This window comes from Streptomyces sp. NPDC055287, assembly GCF_053646035.1.
This window is the reverse complement of sequence record NZ_JBSHNE010000068.1, coordinates 1-20,106: the sequence shown is the minus strand read 5'-3', so window position 1 is coordinate 20,106 and position 20,106 is coordinate 1. Positions and strand designations below refer to the sequence as shown.

Here is a 20,106-nt window from a genome sequence, read left to right as displayed (position 1 = left end):
CCTCCGGATACGGAGACTTGCGTCCCACCTGGACATCCCTCCCTGGACCATCAAGATCCATTGTCAGGGTGTCCACTCCAAAGGATCAGCCTCAGAGCGCCTTCCCAGCCGAGTTGGCCGCTGCGGCTTGACGGGCTAATGACGTGAGGTGTCTGCGGTGAACCGCACCACCCGGGCGGGTGAGCAGCCCGGCGTCTTGGGCAACCGGCGGCCCATACAGCGCTATCCATACCTTCGTGATCAAGAACCTGCTCCGCACCGCTACGGCTGCCGCGCTCGCCATCCTGCCCGTCACCATGTCCCCGCCAGCGCACGCCGCAGAGACGCTCCCGCTCAGCGTCGCAGTCCACCAGCTTGACCTCGCCGATGAATCCCGCGAGGGGTACACGCGCGACAAGTTCCGCCACTGGAACACCGGACAGAACCCGTCGGACGGCTGCAACACCCGCAACGAGGTCCTGATTGCCGAGGCCATCGAGCCGCCGACCATCGGCCCCGGGTGCAAGCTGACCGGAGGCACCTGGTGGTCCTACTACGACGCGACGACCGTGTCCGGACCCTCCGGCCTCGACATCGACCACATGGTGCCCCTCGCCGAATCGTGGGATTCCGGCGCATCAGCGTGGACCGCGCAGCGCCGCGAGGCATACGCCAACGACCTAGGGGCCCCGACCTCGCTGGTCGGCGTCACCGCCCGATCGAACCGCAGCAAGTCCGACCAGGATCCCGGCACGTGGATGCCGCCCAGCGGCGACGTCCACTGCCAGTACGCCGCGGAATGGACCGGAACCAAGCTCCGCTGGGACCTGACCGTCGATCCGACGGAACAGGCCGAGCTGTTCGACCTTGCCGAGCAGTGCCCGACCACCGAAGTCCACTTCGAACCTGCCCCGTAGCGAAACGCCGAGGCCCCCTGTCTGGCCTTGACGGCGGCAGGGGGCGTTCTCATGTCCTTGGGCCGAGCGCCTGTTGGGGAGCCCTGGCCGACGGCTCGTGTACGGAAAGGCTGGCGCCTGCCGACGGACGGCTCTCCAAGAGGATGCGGTCGGTGCCTCCCGACAAGAGCAACACCGACCTGCCCAACGACCTGCAGCAGACGGCCGACCGGCCGGGCCACCACGAGGTCCGGACGCACACCGATGACCTCCGGCCGCACGCGCGCGCCGGCAGGTCCGCTGCCACGACTTTCCCTTCCCGGTGATGACCAACAACGGCCGGAGCACTGCCGGCCGTGCGACCAGAGACACGGACACGATGCAAAGGGGTCTGCAGATCCGCCCCAAACCGCCCGTGATGACGTTGCGTACCTCAACACCGAGCGTCCACGATCGCGTCGACCACGGAGTCGATGTCGTCGCCGAAGGTGGTCGTCGGAACCGCGGCGCTACCGGCCACGCCGACGAGTTCGCCGGCCAGCACGTGCGCCTGGTCACAGCGGTGATGTCGAGGTTGATGCACAACGCTCCGAAGACGCTGCCCGCGGAGTCGCGCAGGACCATGGTGGACGACTTGACCGGGCAGCGCAGCCGGTCCGGGCAGCTGCGGGACAGCGAGAGCCAGCATCGGCTCCGGGGCCGACGGAGCGACATGACACGACTCTGGGGATTCCCGGCCGGCCGCGACGGGCCGGCCGGGAATCGCGCCTTGGACCGTCACCGGTTCGCGTGTCCCATGATCCGGGCCAGGTGCGTCCAGCACAGGTGCGGCGCCCGGGGGCGCGGATCACCACGTATGGGCGACGTCCACGATCAGCTTGTCGCCGAACTGGAGCACCCGGAACGGCAGCCGTGCCCTCACACCGAGCCCCACCTGCGTCTGTCCTTCGAAGCTCGCCCCGAACCTGGCGTCCCGGAACGTCCTGTACCCGGCAACTTCCACGCCGGGCAACGGCTTGCCGGCCCTGCCGGCATATGTCGGGCGAAGCGTCAGCGGGTCATAGCTGGGAGCGGAGACGAGGATCTGCAGCACGGCGCCCCCGCGTACGGGTATCGGGTCACCCGAGCCGTCCTGGCGGAATGCCTCGACATAACCGACGTGATGGCCCACCTTGGCCGACGCGCCCGTGACATCGAAGACCATGCGGTCGAAGCACGCGCCCCGGCTCACCGTTACGTTCCTCAGCGGCACGGCACCGGCCTCAGCGGCCGACTTCACGCCGCTTCCCCACGCGGTCGAGCATGCGGAGGCGGAGGCCGTCGCCCCCCTGCCCGGCATCGCGGCGCTCGATGGCACCGCCGCGCCTGTCAAGCCCGCTCCCGCCAGCACCAGCGCCGCACTCACTGCCCATAAACGCTGCACAGCCTGCTCCCACTTTCCGCTATCGGTCACGTACCCGTACGCATAGGCATACACCCGAATGCCATCGGCAAGGACACCGATGGTGGCCGAAACCACCGATCGATGCCCTTGAGCCGCTGCACCCGGATGCCCTCAGAATTCGAAGACGCCCGCCCCTTCGGCATTCTTGATGCACTCATTGGAGAAGGTGTGCTCGTAGGTCACGCGCTTGCCGTCCCATACCCCCTGCGCGGTGACGCTAACGGGGTCGTACTCCTTGGTGCAGAAGCGGGGCTGGCCACGGCTGATCTCCGCCAGGCTGCTGAAGTCGCCGTTCACCTGGGTAAGGGCGGCGCAGGCGTCCTCGGCGGCCGGGTGCGTGCCGGTCGCGTCGGGCGTACAGGTGAGGGTCACGGCGCGCTCCGGAGTCGCGGTGGCGGCGTTCTCTCCGTGTGCCGTGGTCAGGACCAGCGCCGAGGGCGCGTAGAGCGAGGTGGGCTCGGCGTGCGCGGTACCGGCCGTCGATCCCAGCATCGCTCCGGCGACGAGAACGCCGGCCGCAGTCCATCGAGTGGTCTTCCGCATGGTGCGCATCCTTCCTGGCTTTGCTGAATTGTGCGGGAACCGATCGGCGTCCTCGAGTTTGCCTAGCGCTCGCAGCAACGGCACGCGCACCCCATGCGTTTCAGATACCTTGTGCGTTCAATCAGTGGCCAGGACGCAACGGCGCGGAAAGGGAACTTCCCTGGCGACCGTCGCCCCGCGCTCGTCCGTTTCGGGCGCGAAGGCCGAATCACCCCGGATCGCATTCGGCCGGAACGGTCCGCTCCCCCTGTCAATGACCGGCGTGGCTCATTGAACATCGGAAGGGTGAAGCAGGGCGCTTGTCACGCCGTTGAACCAACCGGCCCTGCAGAAAAGGGTGGTCGAGCGCCATGGTGAGATCCGGTCCGAGAAGCGACGCGGAAGGGACCCCGATGCGCGGCCCTCGACTCCGTCGCGAGCCGCAACCCGTGCGGACGGCCGGCGAAGAGCGGCGACCTGAACGTGAGCAGAGACGCCGTTACCGGAACGGGCAGCGCGACCGCGACAAAAGGGGCTGAACCTGGTACCGCCCCGGCCGGGGCGGCCAACATGGTTGGAAGCCGAGCGCGCAGCGGCCGGCGCACAAGACGGGGCGCGATGGGAGGCGGGTGCCGATCGGTCTGCGCCGGAGCGCGCCGCGCCCGAAGACAGGTCAGCCGGTGACACCCCGGTCTTCCAGCACTTTCCGCAGGGGCCGCAGCGCGTAGTAGGAACGGGACTTGACCGTGCCGGGTGGAATGCCGAGGTGTGCCGAAACCTGGGCCACGCTGCACTCCAGGTAGTACATGAGTTTAATGATCTCGCGGTGCTGGTCGGTCATTTCACCCAGAGCCTCGATGACGACCTGGGACGTGAGCAGGCGTTCCGTCCCGTCTCCACGGAGATGTCCAGGAGTTCGAGCGACATGGTCTCCGCCGGGGGGCCTGACCCGGACCTGAAACGCCGTCACGCCGCTGTGACTTGCATGGCGTACGGCGGGCCGCCTTCGCCCTGGGCGGACTTCAGGGCAGCCGTACCTCGACGCGTAGACCGCCCCCGGGCCCGGGTTGGGCAGTGGCGGTGGCGGTGTCCTGCATGGCGACCGAATCGCATTCAGGGTGCGGCATTTTGACCTTGGTCAGCACTGATACGGCCTGTGCCTGCTGGAGCCGGGAAGGGCCTCGCGAGCGAGGACGAGTCCTCGCTGCCCCCCGTGACGACGCTTCGTGAAGAGCTGTCGGTCGAGCAGCATGTCTCCGGCTGCCAGCTCTGGCCGGTGAGTTGCCTGTCCCCGGTCAGCCTCCGGATGATGTTCTGGTCTAATCAGCCCTGTACGACGGGCACAGTAGCCCGGCCCGGTCGCTGAGTGTGCCGGTCGTTTGCCCCTCAAGGAACGGCTGCCGCGCGCCACGCCGCGCCTCCCGCGGCCCGACCCATGACGCCAGGCGTGGTCAGGCTCCCGCCACCGCGCTACCCGCCCGCCTCCGTCGACTCAGACGGCCGGCAGCGCGTACAGCCGCTTGGCGTGCATCGCGGCCAGCCGCTTGCCCGCCGGGACCACGTACCACTTCTGGTTCTCACCGGTGTTGTCGTTGTACGTCCAGCGCAGCTTTCCGGTCGCTGCGTCGAAGGCGTGCACGCCGCCGTTTTTGTCGTGCTCGGTCGCGCCGTACAGCGTGCCGCCCACCTTGGCGAACTGCCACGCCTCTGCAGCCTCGCCCACCAGGTCCTTGTTGTGCCAGATCTGCTTGCCCGTTCCGGGGTCCACCGCCCACATGCCGTACGCGCTGTCGGAGGCGTAGAGCACCCCGTCCACGACCTGCGGATCGTTGAACCAGGTGAACTTCTCATTCGCCAGCGACCAGCGTTCCGTGCCCGCGTCCAGCTCGAACGCCCGCAGCCGCTGCCCGTCCGGCACGACCAACAGGTCCTCATGCACGGCGAAGCGGTAGTAGTTGGACCTGCCGATCTTCTTCGTCCAGAGCTGCCGGCCCGTCGTCGTGTCGCGGACGGTCACGTTCTTCCGGAAATCGGTGTACGCGAGGCGCCCGCCGACGACCGTGGCGGTGATGCCGAACTCCTCGGTCCCCTTGTCCCGCTTTTCACGCCAGGCGATCTTGCCGGAGGTCGTGTCGATCGCGGCGATCACATTGGTCGGCGTCGAGGAGTCCTCCTCCAGGATCCCGGCGAGGACGTAGACGTGTCGGTCGTCGGCCGCGATGGGGCGCGGCTGCTCGTACTCCTTGCCCAGGCGGCTGCGCCAGGTCTCCTTGCCCGTGGCCGGATCGAGGCCCACCACGTCGCCGTCGTACTCGGCGCTGGCGAGATAGAGCGTCCCGCCGCCGGTGATCAGCTTGGCGCCTGGAATGGTGACGCCCGGCCGTGACCACTTCTCCTTGCCGCTGACGGCGTCACGTCCCACCAGCGGGTCACCCGACACCACGACCGTGTCCCCGATGACCGCGAGCGCGTGGATCCCGGCCAGGTCGTCGTTGGCTGTCTTCTGCTGCCACAGCGGCTTGGGCGCGGTGCCCGGGGGCGGGGTGGTGAAGGTGTCACCGCCCTTGTCGGTGTCACCGCCCTTGCCTCCACCGGGAGTTGTGCCGCCGTCCGACGCGCCCGTTTCCTCCTCGGGGGTGCACCCCCATGCGCCTGCCCCCAGCACGGCCAGGCCGAGCCCCGTCCCGGCCAGCCTGATCGCCTGCCTGCGTGACACCGCGTGCCCGTCACGTCTGCCCATGTCGGTTCCCCGTCCCCGTTTCGCCCGGATGTTGCTGACGCCCCCTCGGACGTCTTGAGCCCGGTCAGGCTAGCCGTCAGATCTCGGCCAATCGTCGGGCGGTACGCAACCGGGACGCGTCCGTGAAACTCCTGTCACACAAGATCAGCGACTCCTTGCACTCGCGTAAGCGCTAATGATCTGCGTGATCCCGCCCGATGGCGCGCTGTGGCCGAAGCGCTGGCCTCGCAGTCGCCGGACAGGTTCGATGAATCCTTCGGACAGTTCATCGACCGCATGACCGCCCAGCCCGCGTAACACGTCAGGCTCCCTGCCGGTTGGCCAAGTCCCCTTTGGTCACCCGGCAGTCTTGTGCCCTGCCACCTGCCGCACCGGTGCGCCAGAACGGGCGTCGGGCGCTGCCTCAGTCGACGAGATAAGCCTTCTCGCCCATCATCAGTGGGGCGTCCGCAGGCCCTTTGATGTAGGGGCCTCGCCAGATCACACGGTGCTCCTGTGTGCTGGGATACCACTGGCGCACCTTGTGCATCCGTACCGGCCAGCGGCGGTTGTAGACACGGACGTTGCTCTCGTCTTCGGAACTGGCCCGTTGGGTGTGGACTTGGTGGGTGAGCCGGACAACCCGGATGTCTCGGTCCGGAGTCTGTGTCGCCGTGTGGGAGGCATGTTGGTTCCGGCGGGGGGACACGGGGCCGATCGTGGTCGTGCCGTGGGAGGCGAGACGCCAGAACGCGAACATGTAGCGCGCTGCAAAATCGTCGTTGATGTCTTCGATCCGGCCTCCGTCCCATTCGCCGGCCTCGGAAGCTGCATTGGGTATAGCTACTCGGTTGAGGGCCTGGTTGAGCTGGCGGTGCTCTGCGTTCAGGCTTGCGAGTTCCTCCACTGACCCGTCGGCGGCGGCACGGTCTCCGCGGAAGCCGTAGATTCCGTCGGGCACGAGCGGGGGCAGCGGTGTGTGGTTGGCCCGCGCTTGAGCCACCACCATGCGCCACTCCGCCGGCTGGACGGGACCGTCTCGGTCCATGAATGTCGCGACCTGGACACCTGCGTACGTGGCAGTGGGGAACACCTGATGCTGGGTGACGAACTGCCAGCTGAACGCCACGGTGTCGGAGAGGGAACCGCCACGGTTGACGATGACGACAGGCTCGGGGAGCACCACAAATCCCGCCGGTGCGTGAATGTCGCTGTCCCGGTCCAGAGTCGCGACGTCGGCAGGCTCGAGCGTGGATGCCGCCGCCATCACTGCCGCATGGGCCCCGGGCGAGATCACGCAGACATCAGCCGTCTGCAGCATCTGAAGAATCTGGCTGATCTGCCAGTTCGTGGCCTGCTGTGGGCCGGCTGGCCACGGCGGCGCTGCACCCTGCTTGCCCAACATCATCGCAAAGGCCATGTCATGGCGCTGGCGCACAGGTACGGTGCTGTGCTCCAGCACGGTGCGTAGCTCGCTCATCCGGTTCTGAACGTTCTGCATCATCATGGCGTGCACGAACGGGTTGCCGGACACCAGCTCCAGAGTGCTGCGGCGTCGACGATGCGCTTCTCTGGCCGCCCCCGCGGCCGTCCATCCCGGTGCCGCCTGGCGGCTTCGCTGCTGCTTTGCCCGGCTCGCTTTGCCCATCGGTCCCCCCGTAGGTCGCCCTGCCTGCACGCACTTGCGAGAGCGATACCCGACCTCCACACCGGCACACGCCGCCACGGTCTGTGGCCACTTTGCTGGCCAAAAACTTCCGTACTCCCGCGCGCCTCTGCGGCGCGGTCGGTACAACGGAGGGTTCAGCAGCTCGCGGGCCGTACGCAGGACCCGTCGCCGCGGCCTCGGGAGCGCCGTCGGCACGACCAGGACCTCAACAAGGTCGTGCATGTCGGCGTAGGTGTCGACGAAGAGGTGGGCTCGCTCATCCGGGACCGGGAACGGCAGCCGCTGCGTGGTCATCCCTGAAGTCTTCCAGCGGGACGCTCCGGCGGCAGGTCGTCAGCGCGATCAGGGCGGGCCAACCGGATTCCGGAGGCTCGCTCAGCCGTCAACGTGGACAGTCACGTACATGTCCCCTGGCGCACCACCATGCTTGCCGGCGCCTCCGAGTTCGCGGAGCCGGACCTCCTGGCCGTCCCTGATGCCCGCAGGGATGCGCACCTTGTAGGTGCGCTGCTCACGCACGACTCTGCCTTCCCCTTTACATGTGGCGCAGCCCCGTGCAGCGTTCTCGTCTGTCCGGGTGGCGCAGGCGGGGCAGGTTCTGTGGGCAGTGATCCGCAGGGGGATGATCGCGCCTGCTGTGGCTTCCGCCTGGCTGACATGCATCTCGTGCGCGATGTCCCGGCCGCGGCTGGGCGGTGTGGTCCCGAAGTGCCGGTCGTTGATTTCCTTGAGGACGTCCCGGACCTTCCCGGCGGAGGCTGGACGCTGTGCCGGGTCCTTGGCCAGGAGCTGGGCGACAAACCGCTCCAGCTCTATGGGCGCGTCCCGGCGCTGGGTGCGCAGCGGGGCAGGCTGCTCCTTGATGTGCTGGTTGACCACGTGCCAGGAGGTGCCGTTGAAGGGCCGGCGGCCGGTGACCATCTCGTAGAGCACGCAGCCGAGCGAGTACAGGTCGGAGCGGTGGTCGAAGGTACCGGCGAGTGCTTCGGGTGCCATGTAGGCCGGGGTGCCGATCAGGACGCCAGTGGTGGTGATGTCGTGCCGTTCGTCGCTGCCCTTGGTGATGCCGAAGTCGACGACCGTTGCTTTGCCGTTGGGCCTGATGATGATGTTGGACGGCTTGATGTCCCGGTGCGTCAGGTCCGCGTCGTGTGCGGCTTTGAGGGCGTCCGCGACGCAGGCTGCGATGCACAGGGCCTTGGGCAGGGGCAGTCTTCCGGCTTCCAGGGCGGCGTTGAGCGGTTTGCCGGGCAGGAGCTCCATCACCAGGTAGGCGCAGGTCTGCCTGTTGTGTGTCGTGGAGCCGAAGTCGTGGATGGTGACGATGTTCGGGTGGGCGAGGCCGCCGGCGACTGCGGCCTCGCGGGCGAACCGGGCCACCTGCCGGCTGCAGCTCGCGTCACCGGTGAGGACCTTGACCGCGACCAGGCGGTCGATCTTGGGATCGTGTGCTGCCCAGACCTGTCCGAACCCGCCCGCACCGATCGCCTCGATCAGCCGGTAGCGCCCGTCCAGCACGGTCCCTTCCTGCACGACTCCCCCTTCTCGCGCTCACCGCGACGCACGGTGTGTACCAGGCGTGTACCCGTCACGCTACGCCGGGACAACCACCAGTAACAGGGGGTGCTGATCTACCACTCGGCTCAGGCCGTGCTCCGCAGTGCAGTCGGCTGCGGGACGTCGACCACCCTCCCGGACTCTCGCGCGGCGCGCTCTTGTCGGGCCCGGCGCAGGGCGGCCGCCTCGGTCGCCGCAGCCTGTTTGCGGCGCTGGACGCGGGCCTGCTCGAACGGAGCCGGTGCGTCGTCCGGAACTACGTCGGGTTCGGGAAACGCCCGGCGGGACAGCTCGCGCATCGCGGCGGTCTGCCGCTCCACCGCTTCCGCGATGCCCGGATCCACCCGGGACGGCCGTGCGGCCTGGCGGTGCGCCTCAAGGGCACGGCGGTAGCCCTCCGGCGGGGTCCGGCGCTGCACCGGCGCGGCGGGCGTGGTCAATTGCAGGTCCGGGTCGGCGGCCGCCGTGGCGGGGCCGGCCTTCACGGGCGCGAGCGGCAGGACATGCAGGGTGCGGACGTTCGCGCCCTGGCACGACCTGCGCCGAGAGGTGGAAGACCGCAGCGACGGCGTCACGATCGCCGTCCGGCTGCGCCGGGAGCGGCTGGACATGGTGACCCGCATCGCCGGCGGCTACTTCAACGGGCCACCTGTCCCCGAGCCCGGCACCGACGAGTGGCTGGCGGTGGAGGTCGTCTACCCCGTCGTGGAGGCGGTCCGCCATCTGCTGCAGTTCGGTACCGACGTTCAGGTCGTCGGCCCTTCCGAGGCCCGCGCGGAGATGGCCCGCGCCATCGCCGAGCTGGCCGGACTCTACGGCACTGCGTGAGCCGCGGCTTCGGGAAGCGAGCGGCCCCCCTCAAGCACAAACACCGTTGCGGTACTGGCGGATACGGGCGGAAGGGGCCCCGGAGGACCTGTGGCCCCCCACGCGGCGGAAGCCGCAGACGTCACAGCCGGGCAGGGGTGGGTAGGGGCAACAGCGCTGGGTGTTACGGCAAGGTGGCATCCCCTGCGTGGCGCGGGCCGGCCTGCCGTGAGCCGCGAGCAACCGGCTTCTTACCGCTGGGAAACCGCGCCGGTCATGCCGGTTCGTACCGTCGTCCAGCGTGACGCGTAACCAACGACACCGCCTGCCGCACCTGCCCGCTCTGCCCGGCTGGGGCACGATCCGCGGACGGGTGGCCATCGTGCTCGCCGTCCCCACCTGTCTGCTCCTGGTCGTGACCGGCCTCGGGGTCGCCGACCGGGCAGCCGACTGGTCCGCCGCCCGGGAAAGCGCCGGGCGCGTCGAACTCGTACTGAAATCCCAGAACCTGGTGCGTGAGCTGCAGCGTGAACGCGGCCTCACCAATGGCCTGCTCGGCGGCGCCGACGAGTACCGCGACAACGTCGATGCCCAGCGCACCCGCACCGACACCGCCCGCAGCGGATTCGACGACCTGCTCTCGGCGGGCGACGCGGGAGCGGACACCGGCGCTGCTGTACGCAAGGCGCTCACCCCGGTCTCGGCACTGACTGCCTTACGCGGCCAGGTCGACGACGGGACCGCCCGGCGCGCCGAGACCCTGACCGCGTACACCAAGGCGATCGACGCGCTGATCGGCGCCGCGGCGGCAGAACCAGACCGTGGGGACCGGGCCCTCGCCGACGCGATGGGCGCCCTGGACGCTCTCTCCAGGGCCACGGAGGCGGTCGCCCTGGAGCGCGGCTCCCTCAACGGGGTTTTTGCGGCCGGGCGATTCAAGGAGCGCGAGTTCCTCGACTTCACCGAGGTACGGGCGGACCGTCGTGCGTCCCTGCGCCGGTACGCCGAACTCGCCACCTCCGCCCAGCAGTCCGCACTCGGCTCGGCCTTCGCCACCCCAGACGCCCGGCGCGCCACGGGCTACGAGAAGCAGGCCGAGGGCGGCTCCGACGGCTCCGCACTCCATGTGGCCCCCGGCAGCTGGTGGTCGTCGATGACCGCACTGGTCGATCAACTCCACGGCGTACAAAAGAAGATTGGCTCCGATGTACGGCGCCACGCGGATCGGCTCGGCGACGAGGCCACCTCCGAACTGGGCGGATTCATCGGCCTCGGCGTGCTGATCCTCGCGGTCGCCACCGCGCTCGCCCTGCTCTCCGCCCGCTCGATCACGCGGCCGCTCGGGGCGCTGGCCGATGAGGCGGACGCGGTGGCCCGTACCGGCCTGCCGGCCGCCGTCGCCCGGATCCAGGCGGCCGAGGCGGGCGACGAACTCGTCCCCGAGCCGCCCCGCGAAGTTCCGGACGGCGCACGTGAGTTCATCCAGCTCGCCGCAGCTCTGCACAACGTCGAGCACACCGCGATCGGCCTCGCGGCCGAACAAGCCATCCTGCGCCGCAACAGCTCCGAGTCGCTTGCCAGCCTCGGCCGCCGCAACCAGGTGCTTCTCTCCCGCCAGCTCGGCCTGATCACCACCCTGGAGAGCCAGGAAGTCGACCCGGACGCCCTCGGCGGGCTCTTCGAACTCGACCACCTGGCCACCCGGATGCGCCGCAATGCGGAGTCGCTGCTCGTGCTCGCGGGGGAGGAGTCGCCGCCGCGCACCTGGTCGGGGCTGGTGACGGCGTCCGAGGTGGTCCAGTCGGCGATCGCCGAGGTCGAGCAGTACCAGCGCGTGGCCGTCGTCGACGTACAGGACGGCCGGATCCGCGGCCGGGCCGTCGCCGAGCTGTCCCATCTGCTCGCCGAGCTCATCGAGAACGCGCTGATCTTCTCGCCGCCCTCGCGCCCGGTCGAGATCTACGGCTGGCGCGACGGCGGCGAGTACTGCATCGCGGTCGTCGACCGCGGAACCGGCATGAGCACCGAAGACCTGGCCCGCTCCAACGCACGCCTCGCAGGCCGCGAGTCCTTCCTGGTCGCCCCCAGCCGCTACCTCGGCCACTACGTCGTCGGAACCCTCGCGGCCCGGCTGGGCGCCCAGGTCGAACTGAGGTCCACCCAGGGGCAGAGCGGGACCTGCGGGGTCACGGCATACATCGCCCTGCCGACCAGTCTCGTCGAGGCCCCGGAGGCGCAAGCGGTGACGACCTGATCCGCGAAGAGGAGCGTCGTACCCGTGGCTGCCTCTTTCGGATCACCGGATCGTCGGTCCGGTGTGTCCTTGACTGACTTGCACTGGGGCAGGACCGAGCTGTTGCTGGATCGGACACCGCAGCGCGGCAGCCCGTGGGGTGATCATCGGCTGGTGATCGATGCGATCACCAGGAAGTACGGGACCCGCTCGCCCTGGGCGGTCCAGCCCACGGAGTGCCTTCCCGGAGGCGCTGCAGCCGGTGGACGACGGCCGAGCCGGGTGGCCGGCCCTGCGGCGCCTGTGGGTCAGCAGGGCCATCACCGTGCAGCAGGCGGTCAGTCCCAGCAATCCCACCACCAGCCAGTCCCGGGTTGATGGTCGGCGTGCGAATGACGTGGCTGTTCGTCGCTCGTGTCAGCACCAGCTCGTCACTGCCTGTCAATGTGAACTACCAGGTCGTTGGGGCTACACCGCTGACAACCAGCTGCCGAACCTCCACTGAAACTTCCCCGCAGACCATCACGAGCAGCTGGAAGACATCGACCCCTCCTGGTGCCCGGCCTGGCCGGTGGAATGGCAACGCGCCTTCCACCTCACCCGCCTCCACCTGGAGGCCGGCGGCGAACTGCCGACCGAGCCCGGCACCGTCGTGCACCAGAGCGAGGACCTCGGCCGGTGGGTGCGCTCGGAACGGCTCGGCTGGGACAAGCTCACAACCGTGCAGCAATGGATGTGCGAACACGTCCTCGGAATCACACCCGCAACCGAAGACGAGAAGCCCAAGCCGCGGACCAGCCAGGCGGAGAAGTGGGCCATGCACTACGAGGCCGCCAAACAGTTCTACGAGCGCGAAGGCCACCTGCGAGTGCCCCGCAAACACATCGAGACCGTGCTCTCCGAAGACAGCGGGGAACTCCAGTGCCGCCTGGGGCATGGGTCAACAACCAGCGCAGCCGGGCCGCCGCGCTGTCGCCGGAACGGGCGGAACAACTGTCCAGGGCCGGGATGAGGTGGGCGGGAGGCGGCACATCTTCTCGTCATGGTGACGATTAGTGCGGTATCCTGATGCCAGAGCTGATGAACATTCGTCCACCGGACGAGTCATCGGCAGAGGGAGGCATACGTGGCGAGCGACGACGCGACCGGGCCGGTCCCCATCCCGGCCGGGGGACTCATCGAACCTCCGATGGCCTTGGCGCTGAATATGCACTCGAGCCCGGGCGTGTACGCGCTCCTCCTGGGCGCTGGCATCTCAATCGCCTCGGGAGTGAAGACCGGCTGGGGCGTCGTGGAAGACATCGTCGGCAAGGTGGCCGCGGTACGCGACCCCGACAATCCCGATGCCCGCGCCGAGGCCATGGCCAAGCCTGAGAAGTGGTGGGAGGCCAACTCCGACGAGTCTCTGGGCTACTCCGGCCTCCTGGCCGCCGTGGCTCCCAAGCCCGCCTCCCGGCAGGCCCTGCTGGCGGGGTACTTCGAGCCCAATGACAGCGACACTGACGACGACAAGGGACCGACTGCTGCACACCGGGCAATCGCGAAGCTGGTCAAGCGGGGCAGCATCCGCGTCATTCTGACCACGAACTTCGACCGGCTCATGGAGCGGGCGCTGCAGGAAGTCGGCATCTCGCCTCAGGTGGTGCACCGACCGGACCAGATCGATGGCATCAAGCCGCTCGCGCACAGCCAGGTCACTGTGATCAAGCTGCACGGTGACTACGCCGACTTGGAGCAGCGCAACACTGTCGACGAGCTGGAGACCTACCCCGAGGCTCAGCAGCGGCTCCTGGAGCGGGTGCTGGACGAGTACGGGCTGATCGTGTGCGGCTGGTCCGCGGACTGGGACAAGGCTCTCGTCCGCGCCATCGAGAGCACCCGGTCGCGCCGGTATCCGATGTTCTGGTCCCAGTACGGCCGTCTCGGCGAGGGTGCCCAGCGCCTGACAGCCCAGCACGGCGCGGTCGTGGTCGAAGGCATGAGTGCGGACGAGCTGTTCACGGACCTGGTGCGGCGGGTCGAGGCCCTGGACCACCTGGCGGCCGCCCCCATCACCCGGGATCTGGCTGTCGTCCAGCTCAAGCGGGCCCTGCCCGACCCCGTACGGCGCATCGAGCTATTCGATCTTGTCGACCAGGCCGTCACCCAGCTCATCGACCGAAGTACGCCGGAGCATCGGCCGGTCAGCGCCGCGCCGGCCTCGTGGGCCGACACCTTCGGCTCCAGCGTGCGCGGGTACCGGGCCGACAGCGACACCCTGCTGCACCTCCTCGCCAATGGCGTCTTCCACGACGACGGCACCCACGACCAGGTCTGGCACCGCGCCCTCTCTCACCTAGTCCGTATGCGCGACACCACGCCGGGCAGGTACAACGAGTACCTGGAGAAACTGCGGCACCTTCCGGCGCTCCTGGCGACCTGGACCATCGGAGTCGCCGCGATCCTAAGCCACCGCGAAAAGCTGCTGCCCGGCATCCTGATCCGTCCCGAATGGGCTCGCCCGGGCTACGGGCACCCGCGCATGGGGCCCGCCTGGTACCTCAACCCCAACTACATCATCGCGAGCGACGGCATCAACGACATGTACCGCTCGGACGGGGGAAGCGCATGGCTCTACCCCCAGAGCCGGTGGCTCAAGGAAGAACTGCGCGAACCTTTCCGGCTCGTCGAACCCAACGACGACGCCTACGGCGAAGCCTGCTCCAGGTTCGAATTCCTGGCCTCCATGATCGCTATGGACGCCGAGAGTGAGTTCCGCACCTACCCGTGGGCCGGCGAGTTCTTCCTCGACGACACCTGGGGCGATGACGGCAACGGTCTCGCGGCCGTCATCGAGGCAGAACTCACCGACACCTGGCCGCTCCTCGCCGCCGGCGCCTTCGGAGGCGAACTCCTCCGTGCCCAGAAAGCCCTCACCGCGCTCGCGGAGTGGAGGAGGCAGCACGGCGGAGAGTGGTGATGCGCCGTCCCGTAACCACCACCCCCTCCAAGGCGGGCCTGGGCCGACGGATCGCCGGCCGTCTCCCGGGCTCTCCTCGACGGCTTCGGCAAGTGGAGGGGCTGCAGGTCGGCGGTGGCTACGGAGCGGCCGGTACAAGCCGGGCCCCGGCCGGCCCCGGGACGCGCCCGCCTGGGTAACTGCAGGGGACTTCGTTGAGCAGCACGGCGAACCGGCGCCAACTGGGGGCTATGTCCGGTGGACGTAGTGCAGGGCGACGGTGCGGCGTACGCCGGCGTCGAGCATGGCCTGGGCGCGGTGCTGGCCATTGATGTAGGACGACGGGCTGCCGGGCTGGATCGCGTTCGCAATGCTGAACAGGCTGGTAAGCGCCTGGGTCTGCCAGTCGGTGGCGCCGGTCGCGGTCGCGTGGTCCACGGCGAGGTTCGTCATGTCCTGGGGGTCCACGGAGCGTGCCCGGGCCTGTTTGAGGACCTGAAGTACCATCGTGACGACAAAGCGCCCTGGGCGCTCTCAGGGGTAACGCACGCATGGCCTCAGTGCGTGACGACGTCAATGTCGGGTCAGCACCTGCGGCAGCCCGCGCAGAATCTCCCCCGCATGGCGCAGACACTCCACGGCCTCGCGCACCACGAGCTCCCGGTGCTCTTCCTGCTGATGCAACGCGGCCGCCCAGGCCGCGTTGTCCGCAGCCCCCTCCTCTTCCCGGTCCATGCCGCTCTGACCGCACCCTTCGCGCTCGCACGCCCACTTCGCCCACGCGCCCCGCGGCAAAGGTGTTGTTGAGGTAGGCCTTCTTCACGCCCTCGGCGGTGGAGGTGCCCAATGTCATCTGCCATGCCTGGCCGAGGGCGGAATAGTCGACGCCAAGGAGGTAACCGGTGGTGCCGGAAAGTCCCGTGGGCAGACCGTAGGAGTTGTATTCGGGGGAGACTATTTCTGAGGGCAGGCCTGCGACGGCGGGTTCCTTGGTGTTGTTTGTTGTGCCGTCGATCCGGTAGTCGGTGGTGAAGGTGCTGGTGGCAGCTACGGCCCCGGAGGTCACCAGAGGGTCGTCGCTGGGCAGGACGAGCTCCGTGCCGGTGGCGCGGCCCAGGGGTGTCGTATAGGGCGGCCTGCTGTAGTGGACACGCCGGCGGAATGCCCGAAACATACCTCAATGTTCGGTTAGCCTGCCTTCATGGCCGCTCCCGAGCAGACTCGTCTGGCCCTCGTCCTCAACGGTGGAGTGAGTCTGGCCGTCTGGATGGGCGGGGTAACGCATGAACTCGATCTACTGCGGCGGGCTTCCCGAAGCATCCACTCGAAGCAGTCAGACCAAGACACAGAGTCCGACGAGGAGGTCTTCGAACTCTGGCGGGACGTCATCCGCGATGCGGACACGCACGTCCTGGTGGATGTCATCGCGGGTACGTCGGCCGGCGGCCTCAACGGCTCCTTTCTGGCTACAGCCATCGGGAGGGGGACGACGCTTCCCGATCTGCGTGAGACCTGGCGGGATGCCGCAGCGCTCACGGACACGAAGCTGCTAAAGAAACCGCCGTACAACAGTGTGCTCGACGGTCAGTTCTTCGAGGAAACCATCGGAACGAAGCTGCGCGAGATGTGTGAGAAGGATCCAGTTGCGGATCCTGAGCCGGTGACACTCTTCGTCACAGCGACCGCGCTCGACGGTCTGCCTGAGGACTTCCAGGACGGTTTCGGCGGCCGTTTCGATGTCGACGACCATCGCCGAATCTACAAGTTCCGGCACGACCCACACGCCGTGACCTTCCGTAAGACCAGTACCGAGTGCAATGTCTGGAAACCAGAGCCTGAGGTCCGCAACGACTTCGAGGACCGCTTGGACCTGCTCAAGCTGGCCGCCCGCGCCTCGGCCGGATTTCCGCTGGCGTTCGCGCCCGTTGACGAGTCCCCCCTGCTGGAGCAGCGGGTACGGCCCGATCCGCAGATCCCGAGCCGCGGCCGCGACCGGGCCAGCTGGATCGTCGATGGAGGCCTGCTCAACAACGCCCCTTTCGGACCGGTCCTCGACGCGATCGCGGACCGGCGCGTGGACGGTCCCGTACGGCGGGTTGTCATCTACATCGTGCCCTCCACCGGCGTCGCCCAGCGGCATGTGGAGAACAAGCCGCCGTGCAAGGCCACCGAGTGGCCGTCGGTCCTCGGGACAGCCATCAGTTATCCGAGAGAAGCTGACTTCCGCACGGGGACAGCTGAGCTGTGCGCCCGCATGCGCAAACGGACGCAGAACCGCCACCTGGAACTCTTTAAGAAGCAGTGGCAGGGCGGCGCCGGCGACCGCAAGGAGATGCTCAAGATTGCCGAATCACTCTTCACCGATTACCAGCACAGCCGAGTCACGGGCGCAGCGTGGAAAGTGCGGGACCTGCGTGATGAAGGACGCGGCGTGCGTTCCTTGGTGGGCATTCCCCACGATGACGCAGCGACCATTCTGGGCAATGGTCCGCCGCCCGACTGGATCCCGAAGTCCGCGGATGAACTGAAAACCAGTTCCTGCCATCCTTGGGTGTGGGGCGCCAGTGCTGCCGAGCGGCTCATCTGGACGCTCGTGGGGCATATCGATGAACGTCTCAGAAGCACCGGCACCGGTAAGGCTGCTCCGCCCTGCGCACCGACGAGGTCCTGGCGGCGGGCGGCGCGGCGGGCTGACGACGTTGCTGACCGGCAACGGGCCGAGAAGTGTCTCACCGACGCACTGAGTGACCTCAGCGCCTGCGTACGGGTCGTGCGTGCCGCTCAGGACGCAGTGTTCGCCCTGATTCGCAATGCTGGTACGTCCGGTGACGATCCCGTGCAGCGGGGAGGCGCTGATCAGGGTCCGACGGCCTCGTTGAACGCCATCTACAAGGATCTCGGGCTCGCCCATATCATCGGCCAGCAAGTCCATAAGGCGGTCAACGCTTTTGCGAAGGCAATCCACGGGGCCCACAAAGCCGATTCCGTCAGCCACCCCCGAGGGCTGACTGCCGGCCAGACCCTCCGCGCCTGCCTCACCGCGGAAGTGGTGGCGCAGTCATTCGCCTCACCAGAAGAGCTGGCAGAGCACGCACCGCAGTTCGAGTTCCTGCGGCTGGGACCCGACGAGCACAGCCCGTTGTTCCCACTGGACAAGTACGCGCCCCTTGGCGACCGCAAGCTGTACGGCATCCGCCTCAACCACTTCGGGGCGTTCGTCAACCCTGACTGGCGCGCCTCCGACTTCACGTGGGGACGACTCGACGCCGCTCACCATCTCCTGCGCCTGTTCATCACCGACCACCAAAAGCGTCGAGCCACCGAGGTGAAGTTGCACAAGGCCATTCTGCAGGCCGAGATCGGCAAGGAGCAGATGAGCCGAAATCTCAAGGCCCTGGCCGAACCAAACGACGCGGACCTCTTCAAGGGCTACCTCGAGACAAAGGAAGGTAAGCAGACCGCGGGAAAGGTCGTCGACGCGGTGCTGAGCATCCTGGTGGGCAAGGGTTCACCGGTCCGAGGACCTGCGGCCGACGCCGGCCGGACCATGTTCTGGCGGGGCTTTGGCCGTCATGTCCCCAAGAGGCACTGGCCGTGGCCGACGCGTCTTGTCGGCATCCCAGGGCGCTGGCTGTGGTGGTGGAGGGTCAGAAAGAACCCCGCCTCAGCCATGGGGGTGACGCTCGGGGCGACCATCGTGACCCTTTTTTCCACCCTGGCCTGCTCCTTCGGGCTCGCAGCTCTAGTCCAGCGCTGCTGGGAGGAGCTCTGGCCCTGGCTCATCCTGGCCATCGCCGTCGGCGGCATGCTCGTGGTGTTCATCCTGGAGTTCGGACTGACCGTGCTCTGGGAGTGGATCAGGAAGAAGCGGCAGCGTCGGCGTGAGCGGCGACGCACCAGAAATTCCGCCGCCCCGGCCGCACCGTAGGCCCACACCCGTCGCACTGTGACGGTCCTCGATGATCTCAATGAGGAAGGGCGGGTTGTGTGGGTGTCCGACTACCGCTACCCGGTGGACGTGGATGCGGCCGAGGAGCGGGCGGTACTGGCAGCGTTTCGGCGACGGCGGCCAATACCGAGGGCGTCGCGGCGAGCGGAGTGCCGGAGCTGTTGGCACTGGATCTGGTGTACAGGCTGATCTGGCAGCGGCGGCTGCAGATCGACTGGGACCGGCCATTGCTGCTGTCTGCGCCCGCGTGGGTGAGTCCGGAGACTCCATGAGCACCGGCGGGGGCGGTGGGCTGTGATGCCGCGCGCTCGTCGTGGCCGGCAGTCGGCTACTGGCGGCCCTGCTCTTCGATCTCGTGGCACGATCGGGTGCCTGAGGCACCGCGCGTGACGCGCACTTCATCAAGGGGAGCAGCACCTGTCGGGTAGGTGTCCGTGGACAGGCGCCACAGGTCTTCCCCGGGACCCTGGGTTTCACTGTCGCGGGGGTACATGTCGATGACAGCGGATGACAGCAACCGGTGAGTTTTCGAATCGACGTCCACCGTGGCCAGCGTGTAACTAGCTCCTTCGCGTTTCTCCCCGCCCACGTTGATGTTTTCAGCGTGCCATTCGCCGTGTGCAAGGTCGGCCTGTGTGGTGAACACGATGTTGCGGGGCCGATACCGGTCCGCGGGGCCGGTCACCAGGGCGATCCAAAGGTGATGGCCGTCCGCGAGCTCTCCTGTGCCGCTGAGGGTCTCGATGCAGCGCTCCACCCGCTCACCCTCTTTGAGCGAGGTGATCTTGATGTCGTTGGCGGCCGTCCAGGTCGACCACATGGGTGCGAAGACGGCAATGGCCGTTGCGGCTGCCGCTGTTCCTCCGATGGCGCCGATGCGCGCCCGCGTGCTGTATCGCGTTCTCAGTCGCCCGAAGAGCAGCCCCCAGGCGCGTCGCTGCAGCGACCAGAATCTGTCGTCGACCGGTCCTGCGGCCTGACCGTTTTCGCCTTCGTCACCAGGCATGGCTCACCCCCTGCAACCCCGCCTCTTTGCGGGAGGCTTGGCACTGTATAGGCACTCATATGCGTTACGGGCAGGTTCGGGGCGATGGGGATTCTCGGTAGCGGGCTGTCGTGCTCCGCCGTACTGCTGCCACCTCGGGGGGAGAACAATTCGGCACGGTGCACCGTCTCGGCCCGATCGAGGGGTTTTCACGCCCTCGTTGTCCTGCGAGCATCTTGTCGCGTTCGCATGCCTATCGGGGGGTGTTGCATGACATTCGTGCAGAACAATGACCAGCGGCTGCTCGACCGCATCCTAGTGCTGCTCCGCGGAAGTTCGTGGAGGGGCGTTGATCAGGTGGTGGGGTCGGAGAGGTAGAGCCCGCAGGCGCAGTCGAGGGCTTCTTCC

At 68.0% G+C, this 20,106-nt stretch carries 17 protein-coding genes and 1 pseudogene; 7 read left to right on the top strand and 11 right to left on the bottom strand.

Annotation, left to right across the window (positions count from 1 at the left end):
* Nucleotides 1–236 precede the first annotated feature (236 nt).
* The gene (locus ACWIHY_RS37920; RefSeq protein ID WP_454381189.1) at nucleotides 237–896 is read left to right on the top strand and encodes an HNH endonuclease family protein; all 660 of its coding nucleotides are present in this window, start codon (nucleotides 237–239) and stop codon (nucleotides 894–896) included.
* Between the two features lie 152 nt (nucleotides 897–1,048).
* The gene (locus ACWIHY_RS37915) at nucleotides 1,049–1,201 is read left to right on the top strand and encodes a hypothetical protein (protein ID WP_454381187.1); all 153 of its coding nucleotides are present in this window, start codon (nucleotides 1,049–1,051) and stop codon (nucleotides 1,199–1,201) included.
* A gap of 116 nt (nucleotides 1,202–1,317) precedes the next feature.
* Here the strand turns inward: ACWIHY_RS37915 and ACWIHY_RS37910 are convergent.
* The 8 genes and pseudogenes from ACWIHY_RS37910 to ACWIHY_RS37875 form a co-directional block, all read right to left on the bottom strand.
* A pseudogene (locus ACWIHY_RS37910) lies at nucleotides 1,318–1,514 on the bottom strand (PAS domain-containing protein); the annotation flags it as partial.
* A 208-nt stretch (nucleotides 1,515–1,722) separates the two neighbouring features.
* Nucleotides 1,723–2,298 (bottom strand): AMIN-like domain-containing (lipo)protein, encoded by a 576-nt coding sequence (locus ACWIHY_RS37905; protein WP_454381191.1) that lies wholly within the window; start codon nucleotides 2,296–2,298, stop codon nucleotides 1,723–1,725.
* A gap of 132 nt (nucleotides 2,299–2,430) precedes the next feature.
* Nucleotides 2,431–2,862 carry a subtilase-type protease inhibitor gene (locus ACWIHY_RS37900; protein WP_454381186.1) on the bottom strand — a complete coding sequence of 144 codons (432 nt, stop codon included), beginning with the start codon at nucleotides 2,860–2,862 and terminating at the stop codon, nucleotides 2,431–2,433.
* A 652-nt stretch (nucleotides 2,863–3,514) separates the two neighbouring features.
* Nucleotides 3,515–3,682 (bottom strand): sigma factor-like helix-turn-helix DNA-binding protein, encoded by a 168-nt coding sequence (locus ACWIHY_RS37895; protein WP_454381185.1) that lies wholly within the window; start codon nucleotides 3,680–3,682, stop codon nucleotides 3,515–3,517.
* A 651-nt stretch (nucleotides 3,683–4,333) separates the two neighbouring features.
* Nucleotides 4,334–5,581: an outer membrane protein assembly factor BamB family protein gene (locus ACWIHY_RS37890; RefSeq protein WP_454381184.1), complete on the bottom strand. Its 1,248-nt coding sequence runs from the start codon at nucleotides 5,579–5,581 to the stop codon at nucleotides 4,334–4,336.
* 403 nt (nucleotides 5,582–5,984) lie between these two features.
* On the bottom strand, nucleotides 5,985–7,208 hold the full coding sequence (locus ACWIHY_RS37885) for a hypothetical protein (protein ID WP_454381183.1): 1,224 nt from the start codon (nucleotides 7,206–7,208) through the stop codon (nucleotides 5,985–5,987).
* Between the two features lie 396 nt (nucleotides 7,209–7,604).
* A complete protein-coding gene (locus ACWIHY_RS37880; protein WP_454381181.1) occupies nucleotides 7,605–8,762 on the bottom strand; it encodes a protein kinase domain-containing protein in 1,158 nt (385 codons plus the stop codon).
* Between the two features lie 110 nt (nucleotides 8,763–8,872).
* On the bottom strand, nucleotides 8,873–9,271 hold the full coding sequence (locus ACWIHY_RS37875) for a hypothetical protein (RefSeq protein ID WP_454381179.1): 399 nt from the start codon (nucleotides 9,269–9,271) through the stop codon (nucleotides 8,873–8,875).
* 25 nt (nucleotides 9,272–9,296) lie between these two features.
* Between ACWIHY_RS37875 and ACWIHY_RS37870 the strand changes: the two genes are divergently transcribed.
* The 4 genes from ACWIHY_RS37870 to ACWIHY_RS37855 all read left to right on the top strand — a co-directional run bounded on the left by ACWIHY_RS37870 (nucleotide 9,297) and on the right by ACWIHY_RS37855 (nucleotide 14,785).
* A complete protein-coding gene (locus ACWIHY_RS37870) occupies nucleotides 9,297–9,614 on the top strand; it encodes a hypothetical protein (protein WP_454381177.1) in 318 nt (105 codons plus the stop codon).
* A 280-nt stretch (nucleotides 9,615–9,894) separates the two neighbouring features.
* Nucleotides 9,895–11,847, top strand: a complete 1,953-nt coding sequence (locus ACWIHY_RS37865; protein WP_454381176.1) for a sensor histidine kinase — start codon at nucleotides 9,895–9,897, stop codon at nucleotides 11,845–11,847.
* Nucleotides 11,848–12,397: 550 nt separating this feature from the next.
* Nucleotides 12,398–12,838, top strand: a complete 441-nt coding sequence (locus tag ACWIHY_RS37860) for a helicase associated domain-containing protein (protein ID WP_454381174.1) — start codon at nucleotides 12,398–12,400, stop codon at nucleotides 12,836–12,838.
* A gap of 114 nt (nucleotides 12,839–12,952) precedes the next feature.
* Nucleotides 12,953–14,785 carry an SIR2 family protein gene (locus ACWIHY_RS37855; RefSeq protein WP_454381172.1) on the top strand — a complete coding sequence of 611 codons (1,833 nt, stop codon included), beginning with the start codon at nucleotides 12,953–12,955 and terminating at the stop codon, nucleotides 14,783–14,785.
* A gap of 228 nt (nucleotides 14,786–15,013) precedes the next feature.
* On the opposite strand, the gene ACWIHY_RS37850 is transcribed toward ACWIHY_RS37855, so the two are convergent.
* Nucleotides 15,014–15,217 carry a hypothetical protein gene (locus ACWIHY_RS37850; RefSeq protein WP_454381170.1) on the bottom strand — a complete coding sequence of 68 codons (204 nt, stop codon included), beginning with the start codon at nucleotides 15,215–15,217 and terminating at the stop codon, nucleotides 15,014–15,016.
* A 120-nt stretch (nucleotides 15,218–15,337) separates the two neighbouring features.
* The gene (locus ACWIHY_RS37845) at nucleotides 15,338–15,499 is read right to left on the bottom strand and encodes a hypothetical protein (RefSeq protein ID WP_454381169.1); all 162 of its coding nucleotides are present in this window, start codon (nucleotides 15,497–15,499) and stop codon (nucleotides 15,338–15,340) included.
* 466 nt (nucleotides 15,500–15,965) lie between these two features.
* Between ACWIHY_RS37845 and ACWIHY_RS37840 the strand changes: the two genes are divergently transcribed.
* Complete coding sequence (locus tag ACWIHY_RS37840) at nucleotides 15,966–18,692, top strand: DUF3376 domain-containing protein (RefSeq protein WP_454381167.1); 2,727 nt, start codon at nucleotides 15,966–15,968, stop codon at nucleotides 18,690–18,692.
* A 349-nt stretch (nucleotides 18,693–19,041) separates the two neighbouring features.
* On the opposite strand, the gene ACWIHY_RS37835 is transcribed toward ACWIHY_RS37840, so the two are convergent.
* Nucleotides 19,042–19,719 (bottom strand): hypothetical protein, encoded by a 678-nt coding sequence (locus ACWIHY_RS37835; protein ID WP_454381166.1) that lies wholly within the window; start codon nucleotides 19,717–19,719, stop codon nucleotides 19,042–19,044.
* Nucleotides 19,720–20,106 lie beyond the last annotated feature (387 nt).